Annotated in this window: 13 protein-coding genes; 4 read left to right on the forward strand and 9 right to left on the reverse strand. The window is 71.6% G+C overall.

The features are described 5' to 3' along the window. The first annotated feature begins 353 nt into the window (after positions 1-353). Together CP982_RS15445 and CP982_RS15450 are read left to right on the forward strand one after the other, a co-directional pair. Complete coding sequence (locus CP982_RS15445; protein WP_150515501.1) at positions 354-4,544, forward strand: HAMP domain-containing protein; 4,191 nt, start codon at positions 354-356, stop codon at positions 4,542-4,544. 12 nt (positions 4,545-4,556) lie between these two features. Next, positions 4,557-5,141, forward strand: a complete 585-nt coding sequence (locus tag CP982_RS15450; protein WP_150511076.1) for a response regulator — start codon at positions 4,557-4,559, stop codon at positions 5,139-5,141. A gap of 60 nt (positions 5,142-5,201) precedes the next feature. Here the strand turns inward: CP982_RS15450 and CP982_RS15455 are convergent, their stop codons facing one another. Both CP982_RS15455 and lepA read right to left on the reverse strand, forming a co-directional pair. Further along, entirely contained in the window at positions 5,202-7,091 is a 1,890-nt protein-coding gene (locus CP982_RS15455; protein WP_150511077.1) for an AMP-dependent synthetase/ligase, read from the reverse strand. Between the two features lie 309 nt (positions 7,092-7,400). After that, a complete protein-coding gene (lepA, locus tag CP982_RS15460; RefSeq protein WP_150511078.1) occupies positions 7,401-9,263 on the reverse strand; it encodes a translation elongation factor 4 in 1,863 nt (620 codons plus the stop codon). A gap of 201 nt (positions 9,264-9,464) precedes the next feature. Between lepA and rpsT the strand changes: the two genes are divergently transcribed. Further along, positions 9,465-9,731, forward strand: coding sequence for a 30S ribosomal protein S20 (gene rpsT / locus CP982_RS15465; RefSeq protein ID WP_030674013.1), 267 nt, complete (start codon positions 9,465-9,467; stop codon positions 9,729-9,731). Positions 9,732-10,174: 443 nt separating this feature from the next. Here rpsT and holA read toward each other — a convergent pair whose 3' ends face one another. Further along, positions 10,175-11,161 carry a DNA polymerase III subunit delta gene (gene holA, locus CP982_RS15470; protein WP_150511079.1) on the reverse strand — a complete coding sequence of 329 codons (987 nt, stop codon included), beginning with the start codon at positions 11,159-11,161 and terminating at the stop codon, positions 10,175-10,177. Positions 11,162-11,251: 90 nt separating this feature from the next. On the opposite strand from holA, the gene CP982_RS15475 reads away from it, so the two are divergent. After that, on the forward strand, positions 11,252-11,497 hold the full coding sequence (locus CP982_RS15475) for a hypothetical protein (RefSeq protein WP_150511080.1): 246 nt from the start codon (positions 11,252-11,254) through the stop codon (positions 11,495-11,497). A gap of 3 nt (positions 11,498-11,500) precedes the next feature. Here CP982_RS15475 and CP982_RS15480 read toward each other — a convergent pair whose 3' ends face one another. The 6 genes from CP982_RS15480 to leuS all read right to left on the reverse strand — a co-directional run bounded on the left by CP982_RS15480 (position 11,501) and on the right by leuS (position 21,519). Beyond that, positions 11,501-12,403, reverse strand: a complete 903-nt coding sequence (locus CP982_RS15480) for a YceI family protein (protein WP_150511081.1) — start codon at positions 12,401-12,403, stop codon at positions 11,501-11,503. Between the two features lie 184 nt (positions 12,404-12,587). After that, positions 12,588-15,326 (reverse strand): ComEC/Rec2 family competence protein, encoded by a 2,739-nt coding sequence (locus CP982_RS15485; protein WP_150511082.1) that lies wholly within the window; start codon positions 15,324-15,326, stop codon positions 12,588-12,590. Next, positions 15,323-16,159, reverse strand: a complete 837-nt coding sequence (locus tag CP982_RS15490) for a ComEA family DNA-binding protein (protein WP_372503361.1) — start codon at positions 16,157-16,159, stop codon at positions 15,323-15,325. Before CP982_RS15490 ends, CP982_RS15485 begins: the two co-directional genes overlap by 4 nt. Positions 16,160-16,535: 376 nt before the next feature. Beyond that, positions 16,536-17,381, reverse strand: coding sequence for a DegV family protein (locus tag CP982_RS15495; protein WP_150511084.1), 846 nt, complete (start codon positions 17,379-17,381; stop codon positions 16,536-16,538). A gap of 134 nt (positions 17,382-17,515) precedes the next feature. Next, positions 17,516-18,319, reverse strand: coding sequence for a hypothetical protein (locus tag CP982_RS15500; RefSeq protein ID WP_150511085.1), 804 nt, complete (start codon positions 18,317-18,319; stop codon positions 17,516-17,518). 290 nt (positions 18,320-18,609) lie between these two features. After that, positions 18,610-21,519: a leucine--tRNA ligase gene (gene leuS, locus CP982_RS15505; RefSeq protein ID WP_150511086.1), complete on the reverse strand. Its 2,910-nt coding sequence runs from the start codon at positions 21,517-21,519 to the stop codon at positions 18,610-18,612. Between the last annotated feature and the right edge of the window lie 25 nt (positions 21,520-21,544).

Raw genomic sequence — 21,544 nt, forward strand, 5'->3', positions numbered from 1 at the left:
TCCGCACCGTCGCCCGGGACGGCTCGGACACCCCGGACTCCCGGGGGACCTCTGACATCTCGGACACCTCGGACGCTCCCATGGCATCGCCCGGCCAGACGCCGCCCCGCCCCGCCGCCAGTACTCCGCCGTCGGCTCCGCCCACACGACCGCCAACTGCCCGTCAGGCTGCCCGTCAGGGCAAGGAGCCCGGGCGAGTGTCGGCCGCTTCCGCCACCCGCCGCTCCCCCACCGCGCGCGCCAAGCTTCCCGCGCCCGCCGACGCCCCGGGCGTGGAGGCGCTGTCCGCCGTCGCCGCCCCGGCCGCTCTGTCGGAGGACGAGGTCGCCGGTCTGCGGGCCCTGCTCGCCGCCATGCGGGCCGCACGGGACGGGAACTTCACCAAGGCGCCGCTGACCGGCACGGGCCTGGCGGCCGAGCTGATCACCGTCTTCAACGAACTCGTGGACCGCTCCACGCACTTCGACGGCGAGCTGATCCGGATCCGCAGGGAGATGGTGCGCCACGGACGGCTCGACGAGCGGTTCACCGCGAGCCCGGGCCAGGGCAGCTGGGCCACGCGGATCATCGAGGTGAACTCCCTCCTGGACTCCCTGGTCGCACCCGCCACGAACGCCACCCGGGTCCTGAACGCCGTCGCGGGCGGCGACCTCACCCAGCGCGTCGACCTGCACGACGGGTCGCGGGAGCTGCGCGGCGATCTGCGCCGCCTCGGGCGCGCCGTCAACACGATGGTCGACCAGCTGTCCCTCTTCACGGGGGAAGTCACGCGCGTGGCCCGGGAGGTCGGCACCGAGGGCAGGCTCGGCGGCCGCGCCAAGGTCAGGGGCCTGTCCGGCAGCTGGCGCGACGTGACCGAGGCCGTGAACACGATGGCCTCGCGCCTGACCGCGCAGGTCCGCGACATCGCCCTGGTCACCACGGCCGTGGCGCAGGGCGATCTGACCCGCACGGTCACGGTGGAGGCCACCGGTGAGCTCCTCGAACTGAAGCTCACCGTGAACACCATGGTCGAGCAGCTGTCCGCGTTCGCCGCCGAGGTGACACGCGTCGCCCGGGAGGTCGGCACCGAGGGCAGGCTCGGCGGCCGCGCCCAGGCGCGCGGGGTGTCGGGGGTGTGGAAGGACCTCACCGACAACGTCAACTTCATGGCGTCGAACCTCACCTCCCAGGTCCGCAACATCGCCCAGGTCACCACCGCCGTCGCCAACGGCGACCTGAGCCAGAAGATCACCGTGGACGCCCGCGGCGAGATCCTGGAGCTCAAGGACACCGTCAACACGATGGTCGACCAGCTCTCCGCCTTCGCCGACGAGGTCACCCGCGTCGCCCGCGAGGTCGGCACCGAGGGCAACCTCGGCGGCCGCGCCCACGTACGCGGCGTGTCGGGGGTGTGGAAGGACCTCACCGACAACGTCAACTTCATGGCGGACAACCTCACTTCGCAGGTGCGCAACATCGCCCTCGTGTCGACCGCCGTCGCCCAGGGCGATCTGTCGAAGAAGATCACCGTCGAGGCCAAGGGCGAGATCCTGGAGCTGAAGTCGACGATCAACACGATGGTCGACCAGCTCTCCGCCTTCGCCGACGAGGTCACCCGCGTCGCCCGCGAGGTCGGCACCGAGGGCAACCTCGGCGGTCAGGCCCAGGTGCGCGGCGTCAGCGGCGTCTGGGAGGAACTGACCGACAACGTCAACTTCATGGCGTCCAACCTCACCTCCCAGGTCCGCAACATCGCCCAGGTCACCACCGCCGTCGCCAACGGCGACCTGTCCAAGATGATCACGGTGACGGCGCGCGGCGAGATCCTGGAGCTCAAGGACACCGTCAACACGATGGTGGAGCAGTTGCGCGCGTTCGCCGACGAGGTGACGCGTGTGGCCCGCGAGGTCGGCACCGACGGCCGCCTCGGCGGCCGCGCCCAGGTCCTCGGCGTGTCCGGGGTCTGGAAGGACCTCACCGACAACGTCAACTACATGGCGGACAACCTGACGGGCCAGGTGCGCAACATCGCCCAGGTCGCGACCGCCGTCGCCCAGGGCGACCTGTCGAAGAAGATCGACGTGGACGCGCGCGGCGAGATCCTGGAGCTGAAGACCACCATCAACACGATGGTGGACACCCTGTCGTCCTTCTCGTCCGAGGTGACACGCGTCGCCCGCGAGGTCGGCTCCGAGGGTCAGCTCGGCGGCCAGGCCCGCGTCGAGGGCGTGTACGGCACCTGGAAGCGCCTGACCACGAACGTGAACGAGCTGGCGCTCAATCTGACCACGCAGGTCCGCGCCATCGCCGAGGTCGCGTCCGCCGTGGCGCAGGGCGACATGTCCCGCTCCATCACCGTCGAGACCCGGGGCGAGGTCGCCGAGCTCAAGGACAACATCAATCTGATGGTGTCCAACCTCCGCGAGACCACCCGCGCCAAGGACTGGCTGGAGTCCAACCTCGCCCGGCTCGCGGGCCTGATGCAGGGCCACCGCGATCTCATGGAGGTCGCCGACCTGATCCTGCGCGAGCTGACCCCGCTGGTGAACGCCCAGTACGGGGCGTTCTTCCTGGCCAACCCGGATGCCGACGGCTCCGCCCCGCTGCAGACGTCACCCGCGAAGGGCCTCGCCTTCATCGCCGGGTACGGCTCCGCGCAGGACACCGGCATGGAGGAGGAGCAGGGCTTCCTCGTCGACACCGCCGGCATGCCCGCGCACGGCCTGGTGCGCCAGGCGGCCCTGGAGAAGAAGCGCATCCTCCTCGACGAGGTGCCGCCCGACTACATCAAGATCCATTCGGGTCTCGGTGACGCCTCGCCCGCGAGTGTCGTCATCATCCCGATCCTCTTCGAGGACAAGCTGCTCGGCGTGATCGAGCTGGCCACGTTCTCCCGCTTCTCCGACGTCCACCTGGCGTTCTTCGACCAGTTCGTGAACACCATCGGCGTCGCGATCAACACGATCATCGCCAACTCCCGTACGGAGTCCCTGCTCAGCGAGTCGCAGCGGCTCGCGACCCAGCTCCAGGAGCGCTCGGACGAACTCCAGCGCCAGCAGGCGGAGCTGCGCCGGTCGAACGCGGAGCTGGAGGAGAAGGCGGCGCTGCTCGCCACCTCGTCGCAGTACAAGTCGGAGTTCCTCGCGAACATGTCGCATGAGCTGCGCACCCCGCTGAACTCGCTGCTGATCCTCGCCCGGCTGCTCTCCGACAACCCCGACGGCCACCTCTCCGACCAGGAGGTGCAGTTCGCCAGCACCATCCACCGCTCGGGCTCGGACCTGCTCCAGCTGATCAACGACATCCTCGACCTCTCGAAGATCGAGGCGGGCCGCATGGACGTGCGCCCGAAGAAGCTGCCGCTGATCAAGGTCCTGGACTATGTGCACGCCACGTTCCGCCCGCTCACGCTCGACCGCGGGCTCGCCTTCGACGTGACGGTCGGACACGACGTGCCGCGCGAGATGTTCTCCGACGAGCAGCGGCTCCAGCAGATCCTGCGCAACCTGCTGTCGAACGCGGTCAAGTTCACCGCGAACGGCCGCGTCGAGCTGAGCGTGCAGCACGTCAAGGTCTCCCCCGACCCGCTGCTCAGCGACCGCGGCGACCTCATCAGCTTCACCGTGAGGGACACCGGCATCGGCATCCCGCCCGAGCAACTCCCGGTGATCTTCGAGGCGTTCCAGCAGGTCGACGGCACCACCAACCGCAAGTACGGCGGCACCGGACTCGGCCTGTCCATCAGCCGCGAGATCGCGGGCCTGCTCGGCGGCCGCATCACCGCCGAGTCCCGCCCCGGCGAGGGCTCCACCTTCACCCTGTACGTGCCCGTGGTGCACCCCGGCCACGGCGCGGCGGCGGTGGCGTACGCGTCCTCGCGCACGGTCCCGACGCCCGAGCCCCGGGAGCAGATGGTCCTGTCGGCGCACACCGTGCCGGAGGCGGACGACAACTGGCCCGCGCCGACCAAGCTGGAGGAGTGGAAGGAGGGCCACGCGGGCCGGGTCCTGCCGGGCCGCCGGGTGCTCATCGTCGACGACGACATCCGCAACGTCTTCGCGCTCACGCACGTCCTCAGCCGCGTCGGCCTGGTGGTCCTTTACGCCGAGAACGGCCGCGAGGGCATCGAGACCCTGGAGCGCAACCCCGACACCGACCTGATCCTGATGGACATCATGATGCCGGAGATGGACGGCTACGAGACCATCGCCGCCATCCGCCGCTCACCGCGCTGGACGGGGCTGCCCATCGTGGCCCTGACCGCCAAGGCCATGCCCGGTGACCGCGAGAAGGCCATCTCGCAGGGCGCCACCGACTACGTCCCCAAGCCGGTGGACGTGGACCAGCTGCTCACCGTCGTCTGTGCCCTCCTGGACCCCGAGGGCGAGCCGTCGGAGTCGAAGGCGTCCACGTCCCCCGAGACCGTCAGGCCTGTGGAGACCGTCGGGCCTCCGGAGGCGACCGAGCCCCTGGAAGCCGTCGAGGCGGCGCCCGCAGAACCCGCCGACGCGGAACCGCGCGGCACTCAAGCGGAGAACGCGATTCCGCCGACGACCGAGTGAGGCACCGTCACCATGAGCACTGAGGCCACCACCGGAGACCACGCGAGCATCCTCCTCGTCGACGACATGGAGGACAATCTCGTGGCGCTGGAGGCCGTCCTGGGGTCCTTGAACGAACCGCTGGTACGCGCCCGTTCGGGAGAGGAGGCGATGAAGGCACTGCTGCGGCAGCGGTTCGCCGTGGTCCTCCTCGACGTGCGGATGCCGGGCATGGACGGCTTCGAGACCGCGTCCAACATCAAGCGCCTCGACCAGACGAAGGACGTGCCGATCATCTTCCTGACGGGCACGGACAACGACGCGGGCTACGCCTTCCGCGGCTACGCGACGGGCGCGGCGGACTACCTCACCAAGCCCTTCGACCCGTGGGTGCTGCGCGCGAAGGTCACCGTGTTCCTGGATCTGCACCGCAAGAGCCAGCAGTTGGAGCACGTGCTGGCGCGCGAGCAGGAGCACTTCGACGAGCTGTCGCTGCGTCTCGCGGCGATCGAGCGACAGCTCGCGGACCGGGAGTTCGACGACATGAAGGACGTGCGCCACCAGATCACGCGCATGGAGGAGATCCTGCGGGAGATGCGGCGCAGACGCGGCGCCTGACCGCCCCGGCCCCCGGCCCCGCGCGGGACCGGGGGCCCGGACCTCGTCCCGGGCCGGGACTCAGGCCTCGCGCGCGCCCGCGTACATCTCCTCGATCAGGTCCTTGTACTCCCGCTCCACCACGGGGCGCTTGAGCTTCAGGCTCGGCGTCAGCTCGCCGTGCTCGACGTCGAGGTCGCGCGGGAGCAGCTTGAACTTCTTGATCGTCTGCCAGCGCTGGAGGCCCTCGTTGAGCTGCTTCACGTACCCCTCGATGAGGGCGACGGTGGCGGGGGCCGCGACGACCTCGGCGTAGCTCTTGCCGCCCAGGCCGTTCTCCTCGGCCCAGCCCGTGATGGCGGCCTCGTCCAGGGCGATGAGGGCGGAGCAGAAGTTCCGGTCGGCGCCGAGCACCAGGATGTTGGAGACGTACGGGCACACGCCCTTGAACTGGCCCTCGACCTCGGTGGGCGCGACGTACTTGCCGCCGGAGGTCTTGAACAGGTCCTTCTTGCGGTCGGTGATCCGCAGATAGCCGTCGGGGGACAGCTCCCCGATGTCGCCGGTGTGGAACCAGCCGTCGGCCTCCAGGACCTCGGCGGTCTTCTCGGGCAGCCCGTGGTAGCCCTCCATGATGCCGGGGCTGCGCAGCAGGATCTCACCGTCGTCGGCGATGCGTACCTCGGTGCCGGGCAGCGGCTTGCCGACGGTGCCGGTGCGGTAGGCCTCGCCGGGGTTGACGAAGGAGGCCGCGGAGGACTCGGTGAGCCCGTAGCCCTCCAGGATGTGGATCCCGGCGCCCGCGAAGAAGTAGCCGATCTCGGGGGCGAGCGCCACCGAACCGGACACCGCGGCCCGCAGCCGCCCGCCGAACGCCTCGCGCAGCTTCGCGTACACGAGCTTGTCGGCGACCTTGTGCTTGGCTCCGAGGCCGAACGGCACCGAGGCCACCCCGGTCCTGCGGAAGTTGTCCTGGCTGGTCCTGGCGTACTCGCGGGCGACCTCCGCCGACCACTGGAAGATCTTGTACTTGGCGTTGCCGCCGGCCCGTGCCTTGGCCACGACACCGTTGTAGACCTTCTCGAAGATGCGCGGCACGGCCGCCATGTACGTCGGCTGGACCACCGGCAGATTCTCGATGATCTTGTCCACGCGGCCGTCGACGGCGGTGACGTGCCCGAGTTCGATCTGCCCGCTGGTGAGCACCTTGCCGAAGACGTGCGCGAGCGGCAGCCACAGGTACTGCACGTCCTCGGACGAGAGCAGGCCGACGGCGGCGATGGCCTTCGCCATGTACGACCAGTTGTCGTGCGGCAGGCGCACGCCCTTGGGGCGGCCCGTCGTGCCCGAGGTGTAGATGATCGTCGCGAGGTGGTCGGACCGGATCGCGTCGATGCGCTGCTTGACCGCGTCCGGGTTCTTCTCCAGATGGGCGGCGCCCCGCGCCTCAAGGTCCGCGAGGCTGAGCACCCAGCCCTCGGGGTCGTCGGCGGCGGGCTCGACGCCCTTCGTGTCGAAGAGGACGACGTGCTTCAGGTCGGGCAGGTTCGCCCGCTGCTCGCGCGCCTTGACCAGCTGCTCGACGTTGTCGGCGATCAGGACCCGGCTGCCGGAGTCGGCGAGGATGAACGCGGACTCCTCGGCGTTGGTCTGCGGGTAGACCGTCGTCGTGGCGGCGCCCGCGCACATGATGCCGAGGTCGGCGAGGATCCACTCGATACGGGTGGCCGAGGCGAGCGCGACCCGGTCCTCGGGCAGCAGCCCCAGATCGATGAGACCGGCCGCGATGGCGTCGACGCGCTCAGCGGCCTGGGCCCAGCTCAGCGCCTTCCAGTCGTCCGGGCCCTCGCCCGAGGCCGCGGGGACCGGGTAGCGGTAGGCCTCGGCCTCCGGCGTCGCCGCGACCCGCTCCAGCAGGAGGTGCGCCACGGAGGGCGGTCGGTTCTCGATCAAGGTCTGTGTGTCGCTCACGACATCCTCCGGGCCCGCGACGGTGCGTCCTACTGGCTGGCTGCGTGTGGCTGCTGCGCTCCGATGCCACTCCAGGCACGTTGTTTAACTTGCGAGTAACCTCCGAGCAGTGATCAGGGTAGAGGCCGTACGCCCGCCACGTAAGGGGCTGCTGCCTGTCACTTTCTACAGAACGGGGCGGTAACCTCACAGTCGCCGACAGACGGTACGGCCCCCGTCCGGCACTCACCGGCAGACGAAAAGCGCCCGTCCGGGCGTCGGACGGGCGCTTTCGCACAGCGGGGAACCCGGCCGTGGCCGGGCGGGCGACTACTTCTTCTTCGCGCCCTCGTCGCTGGAGAGCACCGCGATGAAGGCCTCCTGCGGGACCTCCACGGAGCCCACCATCTTCATCCGCTTCTTGCCTTCCTTCTGCTTCTCGAGCAGCTTCCGCTTACGCGAGATGTCACCGCCGTAGCACTTGGCGAGGACGTCCTTGCGGATGGCGCGGATGGTCTCGCGGGCGATGACCCGCGAGCCGATGGCCGCCTGGATGGGCACCTCGAAGGCCTGGCGCGGGATGAGCTCGCGCAGCTTGGCGACGAGCCGCACGCCGTAGGCGTACGCCGCGTCCTTGTGCGTGATCGCCGAGAACGCGTCGACCTTGTCGCCGTGCAGCAGGATGTCGACCTTGACCAGGCTGGAGGACTGCTCGCCCGTGGGCTCGTAGTCCAGCGAGGCGTATCCGCGCGTCTTGGACTTCAGCTGGTCGAAGAAGTCGAAGACGATCTCCGCGAGCGGCAGCGTGTACCGGATCTCGACGCGGTCCTCGGACAGGTAGTCCATGCCGAGCAGCGTGCCGCGCCGGTTCTGGCACAGCTCCATGATCGAGCCGATGAACTCCGACGGCGCGAGGATGGTGGCCCGCACGACCGGCTCGAAGACCTGGTCGATCTTCCCCTCGGGGAACTCACTCGGATTGGTGACCGTGTGCTCGGCCCCGTCCTCCATGATCACGCGGTAGACCACGTTCGGCGCGGTGGCGATCAGGTCGAGCCCGAACTCCCGCTCCAGGCGCTCGCGGATCACGTCCAGGTGAAGCAGGCCGAGGAAGCCCACGCGGAAGCCGAAGCCGAGCGCGGCGGAGGTCTCCGGCTCGTACACCAGGGCGGCGTCGTTGAGCTGGAGCTTGTCGAGCGCGTCGCGCAGCTCCGGGTAGTCGGAGCCGTCCAGCGGATACAGACCCGAGAAGACCATCGGCTTGGGGTCCTTGTACCCGCCGAGGGCGTCCGTGGCGCCCTTGTGCAGGGAGGTGATCGTGTCACCGACCTTGGACTGCCGCACGTCCTTCACGCCCGTGATGAGGTAGCCCACCTCACCCACGCCGAGCCCGTCGGCGGCGAGCATCTCGGGCGAGTTCGTCCCGATCTCCAGGAGCTCGTGCGTCGCGCCCGTCGACATCATCCGGATCCGCTCACGCTTGTTGAGCTGGCCGTCGACGACACGTACGTACGTCACGACGCCCCGGTACGAGTCGTACACCGAGTCGAAGATCATCGCGCGGGCGGGCGCGTCCGCGACGCCGACGGGCGCCGGGACCTCGGCCACGACCCGGTCGAGCAGCGCCTCGACGCCGAGCCCGGTCTTCGCGGAGACCTTGAGGACGTCCTCCGGGTCGCAGCCGATGAGGTTCGCCAGCTCCTCGGAGAACTTCTCCGGCTGGGCGGCCGGCAGGTCGATCTTGTTGAGCACCGGGACGATCTTGAGGTCGTTCTCCATCGCCAGATACAGGTTGGCGAGGGTCTGCGCCTCGATGCCCTGGGCGGCGTCGACCAGCAGGACCGTCCCCTCGCACGCGGCGAGCGAACGCGAGACCTCGTACGTGAAGTCCACGTGGCCCGGGGTGTCGATCATGTTGAGGATGTGGGTCCTGCCCTGGTCCGGGCCCTCGGTGGGGGCCCAGGGCAGACGCACCGCCTGGGACTTGATCGTGATGCCGCGCTCACGCTCGATGTCCATGCGGTCGAGGTACTGGGCGCGCATCTGGCGCTGCTCGACCACACCGGTCAGCTGGAGCATGCGGTCGGCGAGCGTGGACTTGCCGTGGTCGATGTGCGCGATGATGCAGAAATTGCGGATCAGAGCCGGGTCGGTACGGCTCGGCTCGGGCACATTCTTAGGGGTCGCGGGCACGCAGGGTCCTGTCTCTTGAGGCGCCTTATGCCTCGGGTCGGATCGATACGTAGCCTCCATGGTCCCACGGGTGGGCCGCACCCATCGGTTTGGGCTGCCCCGAGGGGGGCTGGTACCGTGGGCAGCTGTGTCTCGTAGCCCTCTCAGCACGAGGCGCATGTCAGAGAAATCAGCGGTACCTGAACCTGAAAAGGCTCTTTCGTGGCGAACATCAAGTCCCAGATCAAGCGCAACAAGACCAACGAGAAGGCGCGCCTGCGCAACAAGTCGGTCAAGTCCGCGCTCAAGACGTCGATCCGCAAGACCCGTGAGGCCATCGTCGCGGGCGACGTGGAGAAGGCCACCGTCGCGCTGCGCGACGCCAACCGCAACCTGGACAAGGCCGTCTCCAAGGGCGTCATCCACAAGAACCAGGCCGCCAACAAGAAGTCGGCGCTTGCTTCGAAGGTCGCGTCCCTCCAGGGCTGAATCCTGATGTAACCGCCGGTGGGACCCAGAGCGGGCCCTCTCTCATCCGCTCCCGACCGGCACTCCGAGCTCGTACGCGGCCTGCGTTCGCCACGCGGGTGCGAGCTCACCACACAGCGTGACCAGAAGACCCCGCACCTCGCCCCTTCCCCGGGGCGGGGCGGGGTCTTCTGGGTTTGGGGGGCTGGTGCTCCCTGGGGCTGGAGTGGCGCCTGCTGCCTGGGGGTCTGGGGCGGAGCCCCGGTTTCGGGAAGGGGCGGGATTGGAGCGGCCTTGCGGGCTGAGTGGCCGGAGCGTGGTCCTAGGCCGGGCGGCCGGGGCGTGCAGGCCAGCGCGGCCGGGGCATGGGCTAGGCCCGGCAGGCCCGGCAGGCCCGGCAGGCCCGGGGGGCCGGGGCGTGAGGCGGGCCCGGCAGGCCAGGGCCCGGCGGGCCGGGGCGTGGGCTAGGTCCGGCGGGCTCGGGCGGCCCGGGCGACGGCGACGACCGCCTTCTCCAGGGCGTACTCGGGATCGTCCCCCCCACCCTTCACTCCCGCGTCGGCCTCCGCGACAGCGGCAAGCGCCACGGCCACCCCGTCGGGAGACCACCCCCGCATCTGCTGCCGCACCCGATCGATCTTCCAGGGCGGCATCCCCAGCTCCCGCGCCAGGTCGGCGGGGCGCCCGCCCCGGGCGGAGGACAGCTTTCCGATCGCCCGCACCCCCTGCGCGAGCGCGCTCGTGATCATCACGGGCGCGACCCCGGTGGAGAGCGACCAGCGCAGCGCCTCCAGCGCCTCGGCGGCCCGCCCCTCCACGGCCCGGTCGGCCACGGTGAAGCTGGAGGCCTCGGCCCGCCCGGTGTAGTACCGCCCGACAACCGCCTCGTCGATGGTCCCCTCGACGTCCGCGACCAGCTGCGCCGCGGCGGAGGCCAGCTCGCGCAGATCACTGCCGATCGCGTCCACCAGGGCCTGACAGGCCTCCGGCGTCGCCGCGCGCCCGAGCGTGCGGAACTCCCCCCGCACGAACGCGAGCCGGTCCGCGGGCTTGGTCATCTTGGGGCAGGCGACCTCCCGCGCCCCGGCCTTGCGGGCCGCGTCGAGCAGCCCCTTGCCCTTGGCGCCGCCCGCGTGCAGGAGCACGAGGGTGATCTCCTCCACAGGCGCGCCGAAGTACGCCTTCACATCCTTGATCGTGTCCGCCGACAGGTCCTGCGCACTGCGCACGACCACGACCTTGCGCTCGGCGAACAGCGACGGGCTGGTCAGCTCCGCGAGCGTGCCCGGCGCCAGCTGATCAGGGGTGAGGTCCCGCACATCGGTGTCGGCGTCCGCGGCGCGGGCCGCGGCGACGACCTCCTGCACGGCACGGTCGAGCAGCAGGTCCTCCTGCCCGACGGCCACCGTGACGGGGGCGAGCGGATTGTCTTGTGCGTTCTTCCTGGCCATCGCGGTCAAGCATCCCACGCGCCACCGACAGCCGGAGGCCCCGCGGGAACCGCGCCCGGACCCCGGCCCGCCGTGGGCGAGAATGGCCAGGTGACCGACGTACGACATGTCCTGGTGCTGCCCGACCGCGACGCGGCGGAAGAAGTCGCCGAAGAACTCCCCGACCGCTTCGAGGTCCCGGAGGAGCCCCAACTCGTACGCGACGCGCTCGCCGGTGAGGACGACGCCGAGGACGCCCAGTGGCTGGTCGTCGTCGAGGACCCCGAGCGGCGCCTGGACCCGACGGCGCTCGACGAACTCGCCGCGGAGTACGAGGGCTGGCTCGAGGCCCCCTGAGCGCTATGCCGCGGCGGCCTCGGCGGCGCTCTTCGGCACGATCTGGATGTCCAGCTCGATGGTGATGCTGGCGCCGACCGCGGCGATGCCCCGGGCGAGCATGGTCTGCCAGGTGATCGTGAAGTCGTCGCGGTGCAGCTCGGTCGTCGCGCGGCAGGCCGCACGGGTCTCGCCCTGGATGCCCTGCCCGACCCCCAGGTACTCGGTGTCGAGCGTCACCGTCCGCGTCACGCCGTGCAGCGAGAGCGCACCGGTGATCGCCCAGCGGTTGCCGCCCTTGTGCACGAACCGGTCGCCGTAGAACTCCATCGTCGGGAACCGCTCCACGTCCAGGAAGTCACCGGACCGCAGGTGGTCGTCGCGCATCTTGACGGCCGTGTCGATGGACGCGGCGTCGATCACCACGTGCATCGCCGAGTCCTCCATCCGCTCGGCGAGCCGGATCGCCCCCGCGAACGTGTTGAACCGGCCGTGGATACGCGCGAGCCCGATGTGCCGCGCCGTGAACCCGATCGTGGAGTGCATCGGGTCGATGTCCCAGTCCCCCGACTCCGGCAGTGTCGGCAACTGCGCCACCTGGAGCGTCACATCGCCCATCGAGGCGTGCGCGCCCTCGCCGACCGTCACGTTCGCCCGGTACGGAGTGAATCCCTCCGCCGACACCGCGAGCCGGTACTCCCCCGCCGGGACCGTCGTCACGAACGACCCGAACGGGTCTGTCCCACCGCTGACGACCTTGCGCCCCATGGTGTCGGTGACGGACAGCTCCGCGTGCCGCACCGGCTCGTTCACGGGGTCGAGCACCCGGCAGCTGAGCACCCCCGCGCTGGGCGGGACCGTCACCGCCGACAGCGGGCCGGACCGCCCTCCTCGGCTCGAACGGTTTCCCAGCCAACGGCCGAACACTGCGACACACCCCCGCGGGACTTGACAACACCTAGAAGAGGCATTCGATCACCGTTGCGGCATTCGATGCAAACGCACCCACTTCAGCAGCAACATTGCAGAAACATAAGAACTGCTCCGACTGTCCGGCTGACCCGAATTAACCTCTCCCGGCACACCGCCGCCGGGGCCGGCCCTCGCCGCCTCAGGGCCGGCGCGTGACCACTCCCAGTTCCGCCTCCCCTCCCCCGCCCGCGCCCCCGGCGGCCCCTCCGGCCGTCTCACGGGACCCGCCATCGGCCCCGCCGTCGGACCGCCCTCCGATCACCGCGACCGCCCCGTCCTCGTCCGTCCGCAACACCATCGCCCCCATCCCCCGCAGCGCGGCGACCGTACGGGGTGCGGGGTGTCCGTAGGAGTTGTCCGCCCCGCAGGAGATCAGCGCCAGGCGCGGCCCGGCCCGCCGGAGGAGCTCCGGGTCCTGGTACGCCGAGCCGTGGTGAGCGACCTTCAGGACGTCCACGCGGGGCAGCCCCGCCCCCTCCGGGCTGCGCAACAGGGCTCGCTGCGCGGGCGGTTCGAGGTCGCCCAGCAGGAGCAGGGTGAGGCCCCGCGTGCGCACCAGGAGCGTGACGCTGGCGCCGTTCGGCCCCTCCGGCTCCGGCGCCGGGTGCGACGCGGGCCAGAGCACCCGCCAGTCGAGCTCCCCCGTGCGGCGGTGCTCCCCGGCCACGGCCCGCGTCACCGGCACTCCCCTCGCGGCGGCCTGCGCCCGCACGAACGCCGCCTGCCCCGGCGGCTCCCCGAGGCCCGTCGTCTGGATCGCCCCCACCGAACGCCCCCTCAACACCCCCGGCAGCCCCGCCACATGGTCCGCGTGAAAGTGCGTGAGCAACACCAGAGGCACCCGCGTGACGCCCAGCGACCGCAGACAGCGGTCCACGAGCATCGGGTCGGGACCCGCGTCGACAACCACCCCGGCACCGGGCCCCGCCGCGAGGACGGTCGCGTCTCCCTGCCCCACATCGCACATCACCAGCCGCCACCGCGGCGGCGGCCAGCCCGCGATGACCCGGGTGAGCGGCGGGGGCTGGACGATCACGACGAGCAGCAGCAGCGCGCACGCCGCGCACAGCCACGGGTGCCGCACGAGCCGCCTGCCGACAAACACGAGCACCACCGTGACGGCGGCGAGCAGCAGCGCGCCGCGCCAACTGCCCGGCCAGTCCACCCCGTTCCCGGGCAGCGCCGCCCCCGTCCGCGCGATGCCCGCGATCCACCCGGTCGGCCAACTCGCGCCCCATGCCAGAACCTTGGCCACCGGCATCGCCACCGGCGCCACCGCCAGCGCGGCGAACCCGAGCACCGTGGCGGGAGCCACCGCGAACTCCGCGAGCAGATTGCACGGCACCGCCACCAAGCTCACCCTCGCCGCGAGGACGGCCACCACCGGCGCGCACACCGCCTGCGCCGCCGCGGCGGCCGCCAGCGCCTCGGCGAGCCGCCCCGGCACCCCGCGCCGTCGAAGCCCGGCGCTCCACCTCGGCGCGAGCGTCAGCAGCGCCCCCGTGGCGAGCACGGAGAGCAGGAAGCCATAGCTCCGCGACAGCCACGGGTCGTAGAGAACGAGCACGAGGACCACGGCGGCGAGGGCCGGGATCAGCGATCTGCGTCTGCCCGTGGCGATGGCGAGGAGCACCACCAGGCCGCACGCCGCCGCCCGCACGACACTCGGCTCCGGCCGACACACCAGCACGAAGCCGAGCGTCAGCCCGCCCCCGAGCAGTGCCGTCGCCCGCAACGGGATTCCCAACCGCGGGGCAAGGCCGCGCCGCTCGGCCCGGTGCGCCGTCCCCGGCGGGCCGATGAGCAGCGCGAGGACGATCGTGAGATTGGTCCCGCTCACAGCCAGCAGGTGCGTGAGGTCGGTCGCCCGGAACGCCTGCTCCAACTCCGGCGGCACCCGAGAGGTGTCCCCGATGACAAGGCCCGGCAGCAGCGCCCGGGCATCGGCGGGCAGCCCGTCCGTCGCCTCGCGCAGCCCCCCGCGCAGCTCGCCCGCGAACCGCTGCGCGCGCGAGGGCTTCCCGATGACACGCGGCACCCGGTCCCCCGTCACCCGCAGCACCGCCGCGATCCCTCCGCTGTCCGGCAGCGGCGGCGCGAGATCCGCCCGCACCAGCAGCCGCGTGGACGGCAGCAGTCCGAGCCACGGGGAATCCCGGCGCTGCCCGGCCCCGCTCACCTCCGCTCGCTCACCCCCCGCGCCTTGTGCGCCGTGCGGACCTCCCGCGCCCGCGCCGGTGTCGTGTCCCTCCTCCTTCTCCTCGTGCCGCACGACGACCAGCACCGGTGTCCGCGTCTCGGTCGTCGTGCCGTCCGTCTCCATGACCCGCACGACGTCCGCGTCCAGCACCACGGCCGGTGGCACCGGGCGGTCGCCCGTGACCCGGGGTCTGGTGCGGCGCGGGTCCGACGTCACTTCCAGCTCCGCCGTCACCGTGGCGTACTCCCCGGCGAGCCCGGGGACCGGACCACGGTGCAGGTCCGCCCCGTGCAGCCCCGCGGAGGCCGCCGCCGCTCCAGCGCACAACAGGACGCCGGCCACGCTGACCCGCCCCCAGGCTCCGTCGCGCCAACGGCCCGGACGGCCGCGCGTCCCGCTCGGCGCGCGCCCGCACGCCGTCCACGTCACCAGCAGGGCACCGGCGACCACCACACAGACCACCACCGCGCCCACCACCAGGCGGGGCGGAGCGTCGAGCGCCAGGGCCGCGCTCGCCCAGGCCGCCAGGGCGGGCGGCACGAGCCGCAGGTCCGCCGGGCCTTCTTGACGGGGGTTCGCGGAGCCGGAGCGGTGGTCCCCGGCAGCGCCGGGGACCACGCTCCCCGCCCCCGAAGGCCTCGTCCCCGCGCCCGTCGGCCTTGCGCCCCGCCTCCTCATGGCCGTACGAGATTCCGCAGGTCGGCGAAGCGTCGATCGCCGATTCCATTGACTTCGTGAAGCTCGTCCACCGAGCGGAAGCCGCCGTGCTCCGTGCGGTAGTCGATGATGTGCTGCGCGAGGACCGGGCCAACTCCCGGCAGGGTGTCCAGTTGCTCAGGAGTGGCGGAGTTCAGCGCGACGGGGCCCGTGGTCGCTCCGGGGACACCGGACGGTGCGGCCGCCGCGCCTCCCGCGGGCACGCCGGGCGCCGGGGGCGTGGCGCCGCCCACCAGCAGTTGCTCACCGTCCACGAGCAGCCGGGCGCGGTTGAGGCCATCGGTCTTCGTGCCGGGGCGCACCCCGCCCGCGGCCCGCAGCGCGTCGGCGACCCGGGAGCCGGCCGGAAGGCGCAGAACACCGGGGCTGCGGACCTTGCCGCTGACGTCCACGACGAGCCCGCCGCCCGCCGCGCCTGCCTCACCCGTCGCCCCGGCACCGGAACCCTCGGCCGCCTCGGCTCCCGGAGGCAGCCCCGCGTCCGGCAGCGCTCCCGGTGACGGAGAAGGACCCGCGTCGCGGCCCGGCGCCGCCGCCTCACCCACCACGTCCGGCGCCGGGACCGGCTGGGCCCGGCCGCTCCAGAAGTGCTGGGCCGCGAACCCCGCCGCGACGACGAGGACCACCCCGAGCGCGAGCACGCTCCGCCGCTCCAGGCCGCATCTGAGCTGCATCCAGACCGGAAGCCGCTCCCGTACGGCGAGCCCTGCGCGCGCCCGCCATGAGGTCTTCGCCCGCGCGGGACGGTCGTACCCATCCTCCTGGTCACGCCCGCCCTCGGGCGAGGAGCCCACCTGCTCCGGCTCGGTCGAGGGCGGCGGCGATGGCGCACCGCGCCACTCCTCCCCACCCACCCCCGCCCGGCGAGGCCCCACCCGACCGGGGTCCGGTCCACCGGCCCCCGCGAAGAGCGTCTCCGCACGCAGCCTCATCGCCTCCGCCGCAGCGCGCCTGCGCCGGGCGCGCCGTCGGGCGTGGCGATGCGTCGTCGCTCGTACCGGCGGTGCCGGGCTCAGCTCATCGCTCGCCGTGTCTGCCGCTGTCCGTGAAGGTGATCGAAGTGCCATGCCGACGACGCTAGACATCGCGCCGAAAGCACGTTGATCTTGGTCAATTCCCGGGGACTACCCGGAAGTTGTGGATAACTCCGTCACCCACACGAGCCTCGTCTCACCGAGGCGAAACCACAGCCCCCAACAGCCCCGGCCCCGTGTGCGCCCCGATCACCGCGCCCACCTCGCTGACGTGCAGCTCCGCGAGGCACGGCACCCGTTCCCTGAGCCGCTCCGCGAGGGCCTCGGCGCGCTCGGGCGCCGCCAGGTGGTGGACCGCGATGTCCACCTCGTGCGCACCGGCCCGCTCGACCGCGATCTCCTCAAGGCGGGCGATCGCCTTCGACGCGGTGCGCACCTTCTCCAGGAGCTGGATGCGGCCGTCGTCCAGTTCGAGCAGCGGCTTCACGGCGAGCGCGGAGCCGAGGAGCGCCTGGGCCGCGCCGATCCGCCCGCCACGGCGGAGGTAGTCGAGGGTGTCGACGTAGAAGTACGCGGACGTGCTCGCGGCCCGCTTCTCGGCGGCGGACACCGCCTCGTCCACGGAGCCGCCGGACTCGGCTGTCTCGGCGGCCGCGAGGGCGCAGAAGCCGAGGGCCATCGCGACCATGCCGGTGTCGACGACGCGCACCGGCACCGGTGCCTCGCGCGCCGCGAGGAGGGCCGCGTCGTACGTCCCCGAGAACTCCGCCGACAGGTGCAGCGAGACGATGCCCGTGGCGCCCGCCTCGGCGACCTCGCGGTAGGTCCGCGCGAAGACTTCGGGGCTGGGCCGCGACGTGGTCACGGGGCGACGCTTCTGCAGCGCGAGCGCGAGGGAGCGGGCCGAGATCTCGGTGCCCTCTTCGAGCGCCTGATTGCCGAGCACCACGGTCAGCGGCACCGCGGTGATGCCGTGCCGCTCCATCGTCCGCTGCGGCAGGTAGGCCGTTGAATCGGTGACGATCGCGACATGGCGGGACATGAGCTGGAGATTACCCGCAGGAACCCGGCCGCGGCAGTCCGACCCCGTCACCCGGGCGACGGCCCCCATGACGGGCCGCGCGCAGCCGGGCAGGCCGACGCCTCACGACGGCATCGGCATCGGATCACGCGGCCTCAGGTGGTGCTCTCCGGCTTGGTCTGCTTCTCCCAGGAGTACGTCGGCCGCGGGCTCGCCGGAGCGATCGCGGGTCTCGTCGGCTCCTGGGCTGAGCGGTCTGAGGTCTCCGCGGGGGCCGTCGTGCCGGGCCGGGGTGACGACTCCGCCGGCGTCGGGTCGGGCCACGACGAAGCGGGCGCGGAGTACGGCGAGGACGAGGAAGAGGAGGGAGAGGAAGGCGAGGGGGACGCCGAGGGCTGGGGGACGTCGGACGGCTCGGTCGTCCAGTGCCGCAGCGCGCCCGTCTCCATGTCGATCTGCGTCCTCAGCAGGTCCAGCTCGTCGTCCGCGAACTTGTCGGCGCGGTCGCGGGCCGCCCAGCGCAGCGAGTCCGCGGCCTTCGTGATCTGCTCCGTGCGCTCCTTCAGGGCGGGCAGGCGCTGGCTCAGGGTGATCCGGTCCGGCTCGCTCTCCAGGCGCTTCAGCTCGTCGTCCAGCTCGTGGCCGTGGGCGCTCAGACGCTCGAAGAGCGCGAGGGACTCGTGCAGCGAGGAGTCCTCGGCGACGCCCGCGTGCAGCGCGTCCTGGGTGGCCCGCATCGACGTGCGCAGCTTGAGCCGGAGCTGGGCCAGCTCGCCGACGGCGCCGGGCTGCGCGAACGTCTTCGCGCGCAGCGTCGTGTCCTCGACCGTGCGGCGGGCCTGCGAGAGCGTGCGGTCCACGCCGCGCTTGGCGGCGCCCACGGCTTTGACCACCGCATACGCCCCCACCGCCAGGAACAGCACGAAGAGCAGCGCGACCACTGCGATCACGGCTTCCACGATGCTTCTCCTTCGGCCGGGCGGGACGGTCGGTGAGGGGCGGAGGCGGACGGGCCCGTCCGCCTCTCCACGGTAAACGCAGCGGGCCGGTCGAGGGTTCCAGCGGAACCCCGATCCTGCCCGTAGGGGACTACCCGGATGCGCGAGGGCCGATGCCGCGCCGCGGCGGGGCCGATGCGGCGCCACGGCGAGTCCGATGCCGCACCCCGCGTCGGGCAACGTACCCCGCCCCGCGAACAGTTGACCGGCCGGGCCCCGCTCGGGGTCCGGCCGGTCAACTGCCGTCGGCGTCAGGCGGGAACGATGTTCACCAGCTTCGGCGCCCGCACGATGACCTTGCGGATGCCCGCGCCGTCCAGCGCGGCCACGACCCGCTCGTCGGCCAGGGCGACCTTCTCCAGCTCCTCGTCGGAGATGGCGGGCGAGACCTCCAGGCGCGCCTTGACCTTGCCCTTGATCTGCACGACGCAGGTCACGGCCTCGTCCACGACGTACGCGGGGTCGGCGACCGGGAAGTCCTGGTGGACGACCGAGTCGGTGTGGCCCAGACGGCGCCACAGCTCCTCGGCGATGTGCGGGGCCAGCGGCGCCACCAGCAGCACCAGGCGCTCGGCGACGGAGCGCGGCACCGCGCCGCCGGTCTTGGTCAGGTGGTTGTTCAGCTCGGTGATCTTGGCGATGGCGGTGTTGAACCGCATGCCCTCCAGGTCCTGGCGGACGCCGTCGATCGCCTTGTGCAGCGCGCGCAGCGCGTCCTCGCCGGGCTCCGCGTCCACGACGGTCGCCTCGCCGGTGGCCTCGTCGACGATCAGGCGCCACAGGCGCTGCAGCAACCGGTACTGGCCGACGACCGCGCGCGTGTCCCACGGGCGGGACACGTCCAGCGGGCCCATCGCCATCTCGTACAGACGCAGCGTGTCCGCGCCGTACTCCTCGCAGATCTCGTCCGGGGTGACCGCGTTCTTCAGGGACTTGCCCATCTTGCCCAGCTCGCGCTTGACCGGCTCGCCCTCGAAGAAGTACTGCCCGTCGCGCTCCTCGACCTCGGTGGCCGGGACCGGGAAGCCACGGCTGTCGCGGTAGACGTACGCCTGGATCATGCCCTGGTTGAACAGCTTGTGGAACGGCTCGGCCGACGAGATGTGGCCCAGGTCGAACAGGACCTTCGACCAGAAGCGCGCGTACAGCAGGTGCAGCACGGCGTGCTCGGCGCCGCCGACGTACAGGTCGGCGCCGCCGGTGGGCTGACCCGCGCGCGGGCCCATCCAGTAGCGCTCGATGTCGGGGGCGACCAGCTGCTGGTCGTTGTGCGGGTCCAGGTAGCGCAGCTCGTACCAGCAGGAGCCCGCCCAGTTGGGCATGGTGTTGGTCTCGCGGCGGTACTTCTTGGGTCCTTCGCCCAGGTCCAGCGTGACGTTGACCCAGTCCTCGTTGCGGGACAGCGGGGTCTCCGGGCGGGTGTCGGCGTCGTCTGGGTCGAAGGTGCGCGGCGAGTAGTCGTCGACCTCCGGCAGCGGCAGCGGCAGCATCGACTCGGGCAGCGGGTGCGCGACGCCGTCCTCGTCGTAGACGATCGGGAAGGGCTCGCCCCAGTAGCGCTGGCGGCTGAACAGCCAGTCGCGCAGCCGGAAGTTGACGGTGCCGCGGCCGATGCCCTCGCGCTCCAGCCACTCGGTGACGCGGGCCTTGGCCTCGACGACGGACAGGCCGTCCAGGGAGACCTTCTCGCCCGACGAGTTGACGATCTTCGCCTCGTACGAGGCGAACGCGTCGTCCCACGTGGACGCGTCCGTGCCGCGGTCGTCGGAGGGCTCGACGACGCAGCGCATCGGCAGCTCGAAGGCGCGCGCGAAGGCGAAGTCGCGGGTGTCGTGCGCCGGGACGGCCATGATGGCGCCGGTGCCGTAGCCCATCAGGACGTAGTCGGCGATGAAGACCGGGACGGGCTCTCCGCTGACCGGGTTCGTGGCGTACACGCCCGTGAAGACGCCGGTCTTCTCCTTGGCGTCGGCCTGGCGCTCGACGTCGGACTTGGCGGCGGCGATGGCGCGGTACTTGGCGACGGCCTCGGCGGGCGTCGCGTGGCCGCCGGTCCACACCTCGTGGGTGCCCTCCGGCCAGGCGGCCGGGACCAGCGAGTCGACCAGCTCGTGCTCGGGCGCCAGGACCATGTACGTGGCGCCGAACAGGGTGTCCTGGCGCGTGGTGAAGACGGTGATCGCCGCGTCGCCGGAGCCGACGGGGAAGTCGACGCGGGCGCCTTCGGAGCGGCCGATCCAGTTGCGCTGCTGCAGCTTGATGGCCTCGGGCCAGTCCAGCGCGTCCAGGTCCTCCAGCAGACGGTCGGCGTAAGCCGTGATGCGCATGTTCCACTGGCGCAGCTTGGACTTGAAGACCGGGAAGTTGCCGCGCTCGGAGCGGCCGTCGGCGGTGACCTCCTCGTTCGCCAGGACCGTACCCAGGCCCGGGCACCAGTTGACGGGGGCCTCGGAGGCGTAGGCCAGGCGGAAGCCGCTCAGGACGTCGGCGCGCTCGGCGGCGGACAGTTCGCTCCACGCGCGCGTGGAGTCCGGTACGGCACGCTCACCGGTCTCGAACTGGGCGACCAGGTCGGCGATCGGACGGGCCTTGCGCAGCTCGTCGTCGTACCAGGAGTTGAAGATCTGCAGGAAGATCCACTGGGTCCACTTGTAGTACTCCGGCTCGATCGTCGCGAACGAGCGGCGCTTGTCGTGACCCAGGCCCAGGCGGCGCAGCTGCGCCTTCATGTTGGCGATGTTGGCCTCGGTGGACACGCGCGGGTGCGTGCCCGTCTGCACCGCGTACTGCTCGGCGGGCAGGCCGAAGGCGTCGAAGCCCAGGGAGTGCAGGACGTTGTGGCCCGTCATGCGCTGGAAGCGCGCGAAGACGTCCGTGGCGATGTACCCCAGGGGGTGGCCCACGTGCAGACCCGCGCCCGAGGGGTACGGGAACATGTCCATGATGAACTTCTTGGGGCGGGCCGCCAGCTCCGGGTCGCCGGCCAGGTCACCGCTCGGGTTGGGCGCTTCGTACGTGCCGTCGGCGTCCCAGACGTCCTGCCAGCGCGCCTCGATCTCGGCCGCCAGGGCGGCCGTGTAGCGGTGCGGCGCGGCCGCCTCGGCCGCCGAAGGGGCGCCCCCGGCGCCTTCGGCGGTGGCGGAGGAATTCGTCTCGCTCATGGTCCTCAAAGCTCCATCGATCGTC

The organism is Streptomyces spectabilis (assembly GCF_008704795.1).
Classification (GTDB): domain Bacteria; phylum Actinomycetota; class Actinomycetes; order Streptomycetales; family Streptomycetaceae; genus Streptomyces; species Streptomyces spectabilis.

Coding starts and splice junctions, on each gene's coding strand:
- leuS (WP_150511086.1), bottom strand. CDS start 21,519: ATGAGCGAGACGAATTCCTCCGCCACCGCCGAAGGCGCCGGGGGCGCC.
- holA (WP_150511079.1), bottom strand. CDS start 11,161: ATGGCCAGGAAGAACGCACAAGACAATCCGCTCGCCCCCGTCACGGTG.
- CP982_RS15485 (WP_150511082.1), bottom strand. CDS start 15,326: ATGAGGAGGCGGGGCGCAAGGCCGACGGGCGCGGGGACGAGGCCTTCG.
- CP982_RS15445 (WP_150515501.1), top strand. CDS start 354: ATGCGGGCCGCACGGGACGGGAACTTCACCAAGGCGCCGCTGACCGGC.
- CP982_RS15450 (WP_150511076.1), top strand. CDS start 4,557: ATGAGCACTGAGGCCACCACCGGAGACCACGCGAGCATCCTCCTCGTC.
- CP982_RS15495 (WP_150511084.1), bottom strand. CDS start 17,381: ATGTCCCGCCATGTCGCGATCGTCACCGATTCAACGGCCTACCTGCCG.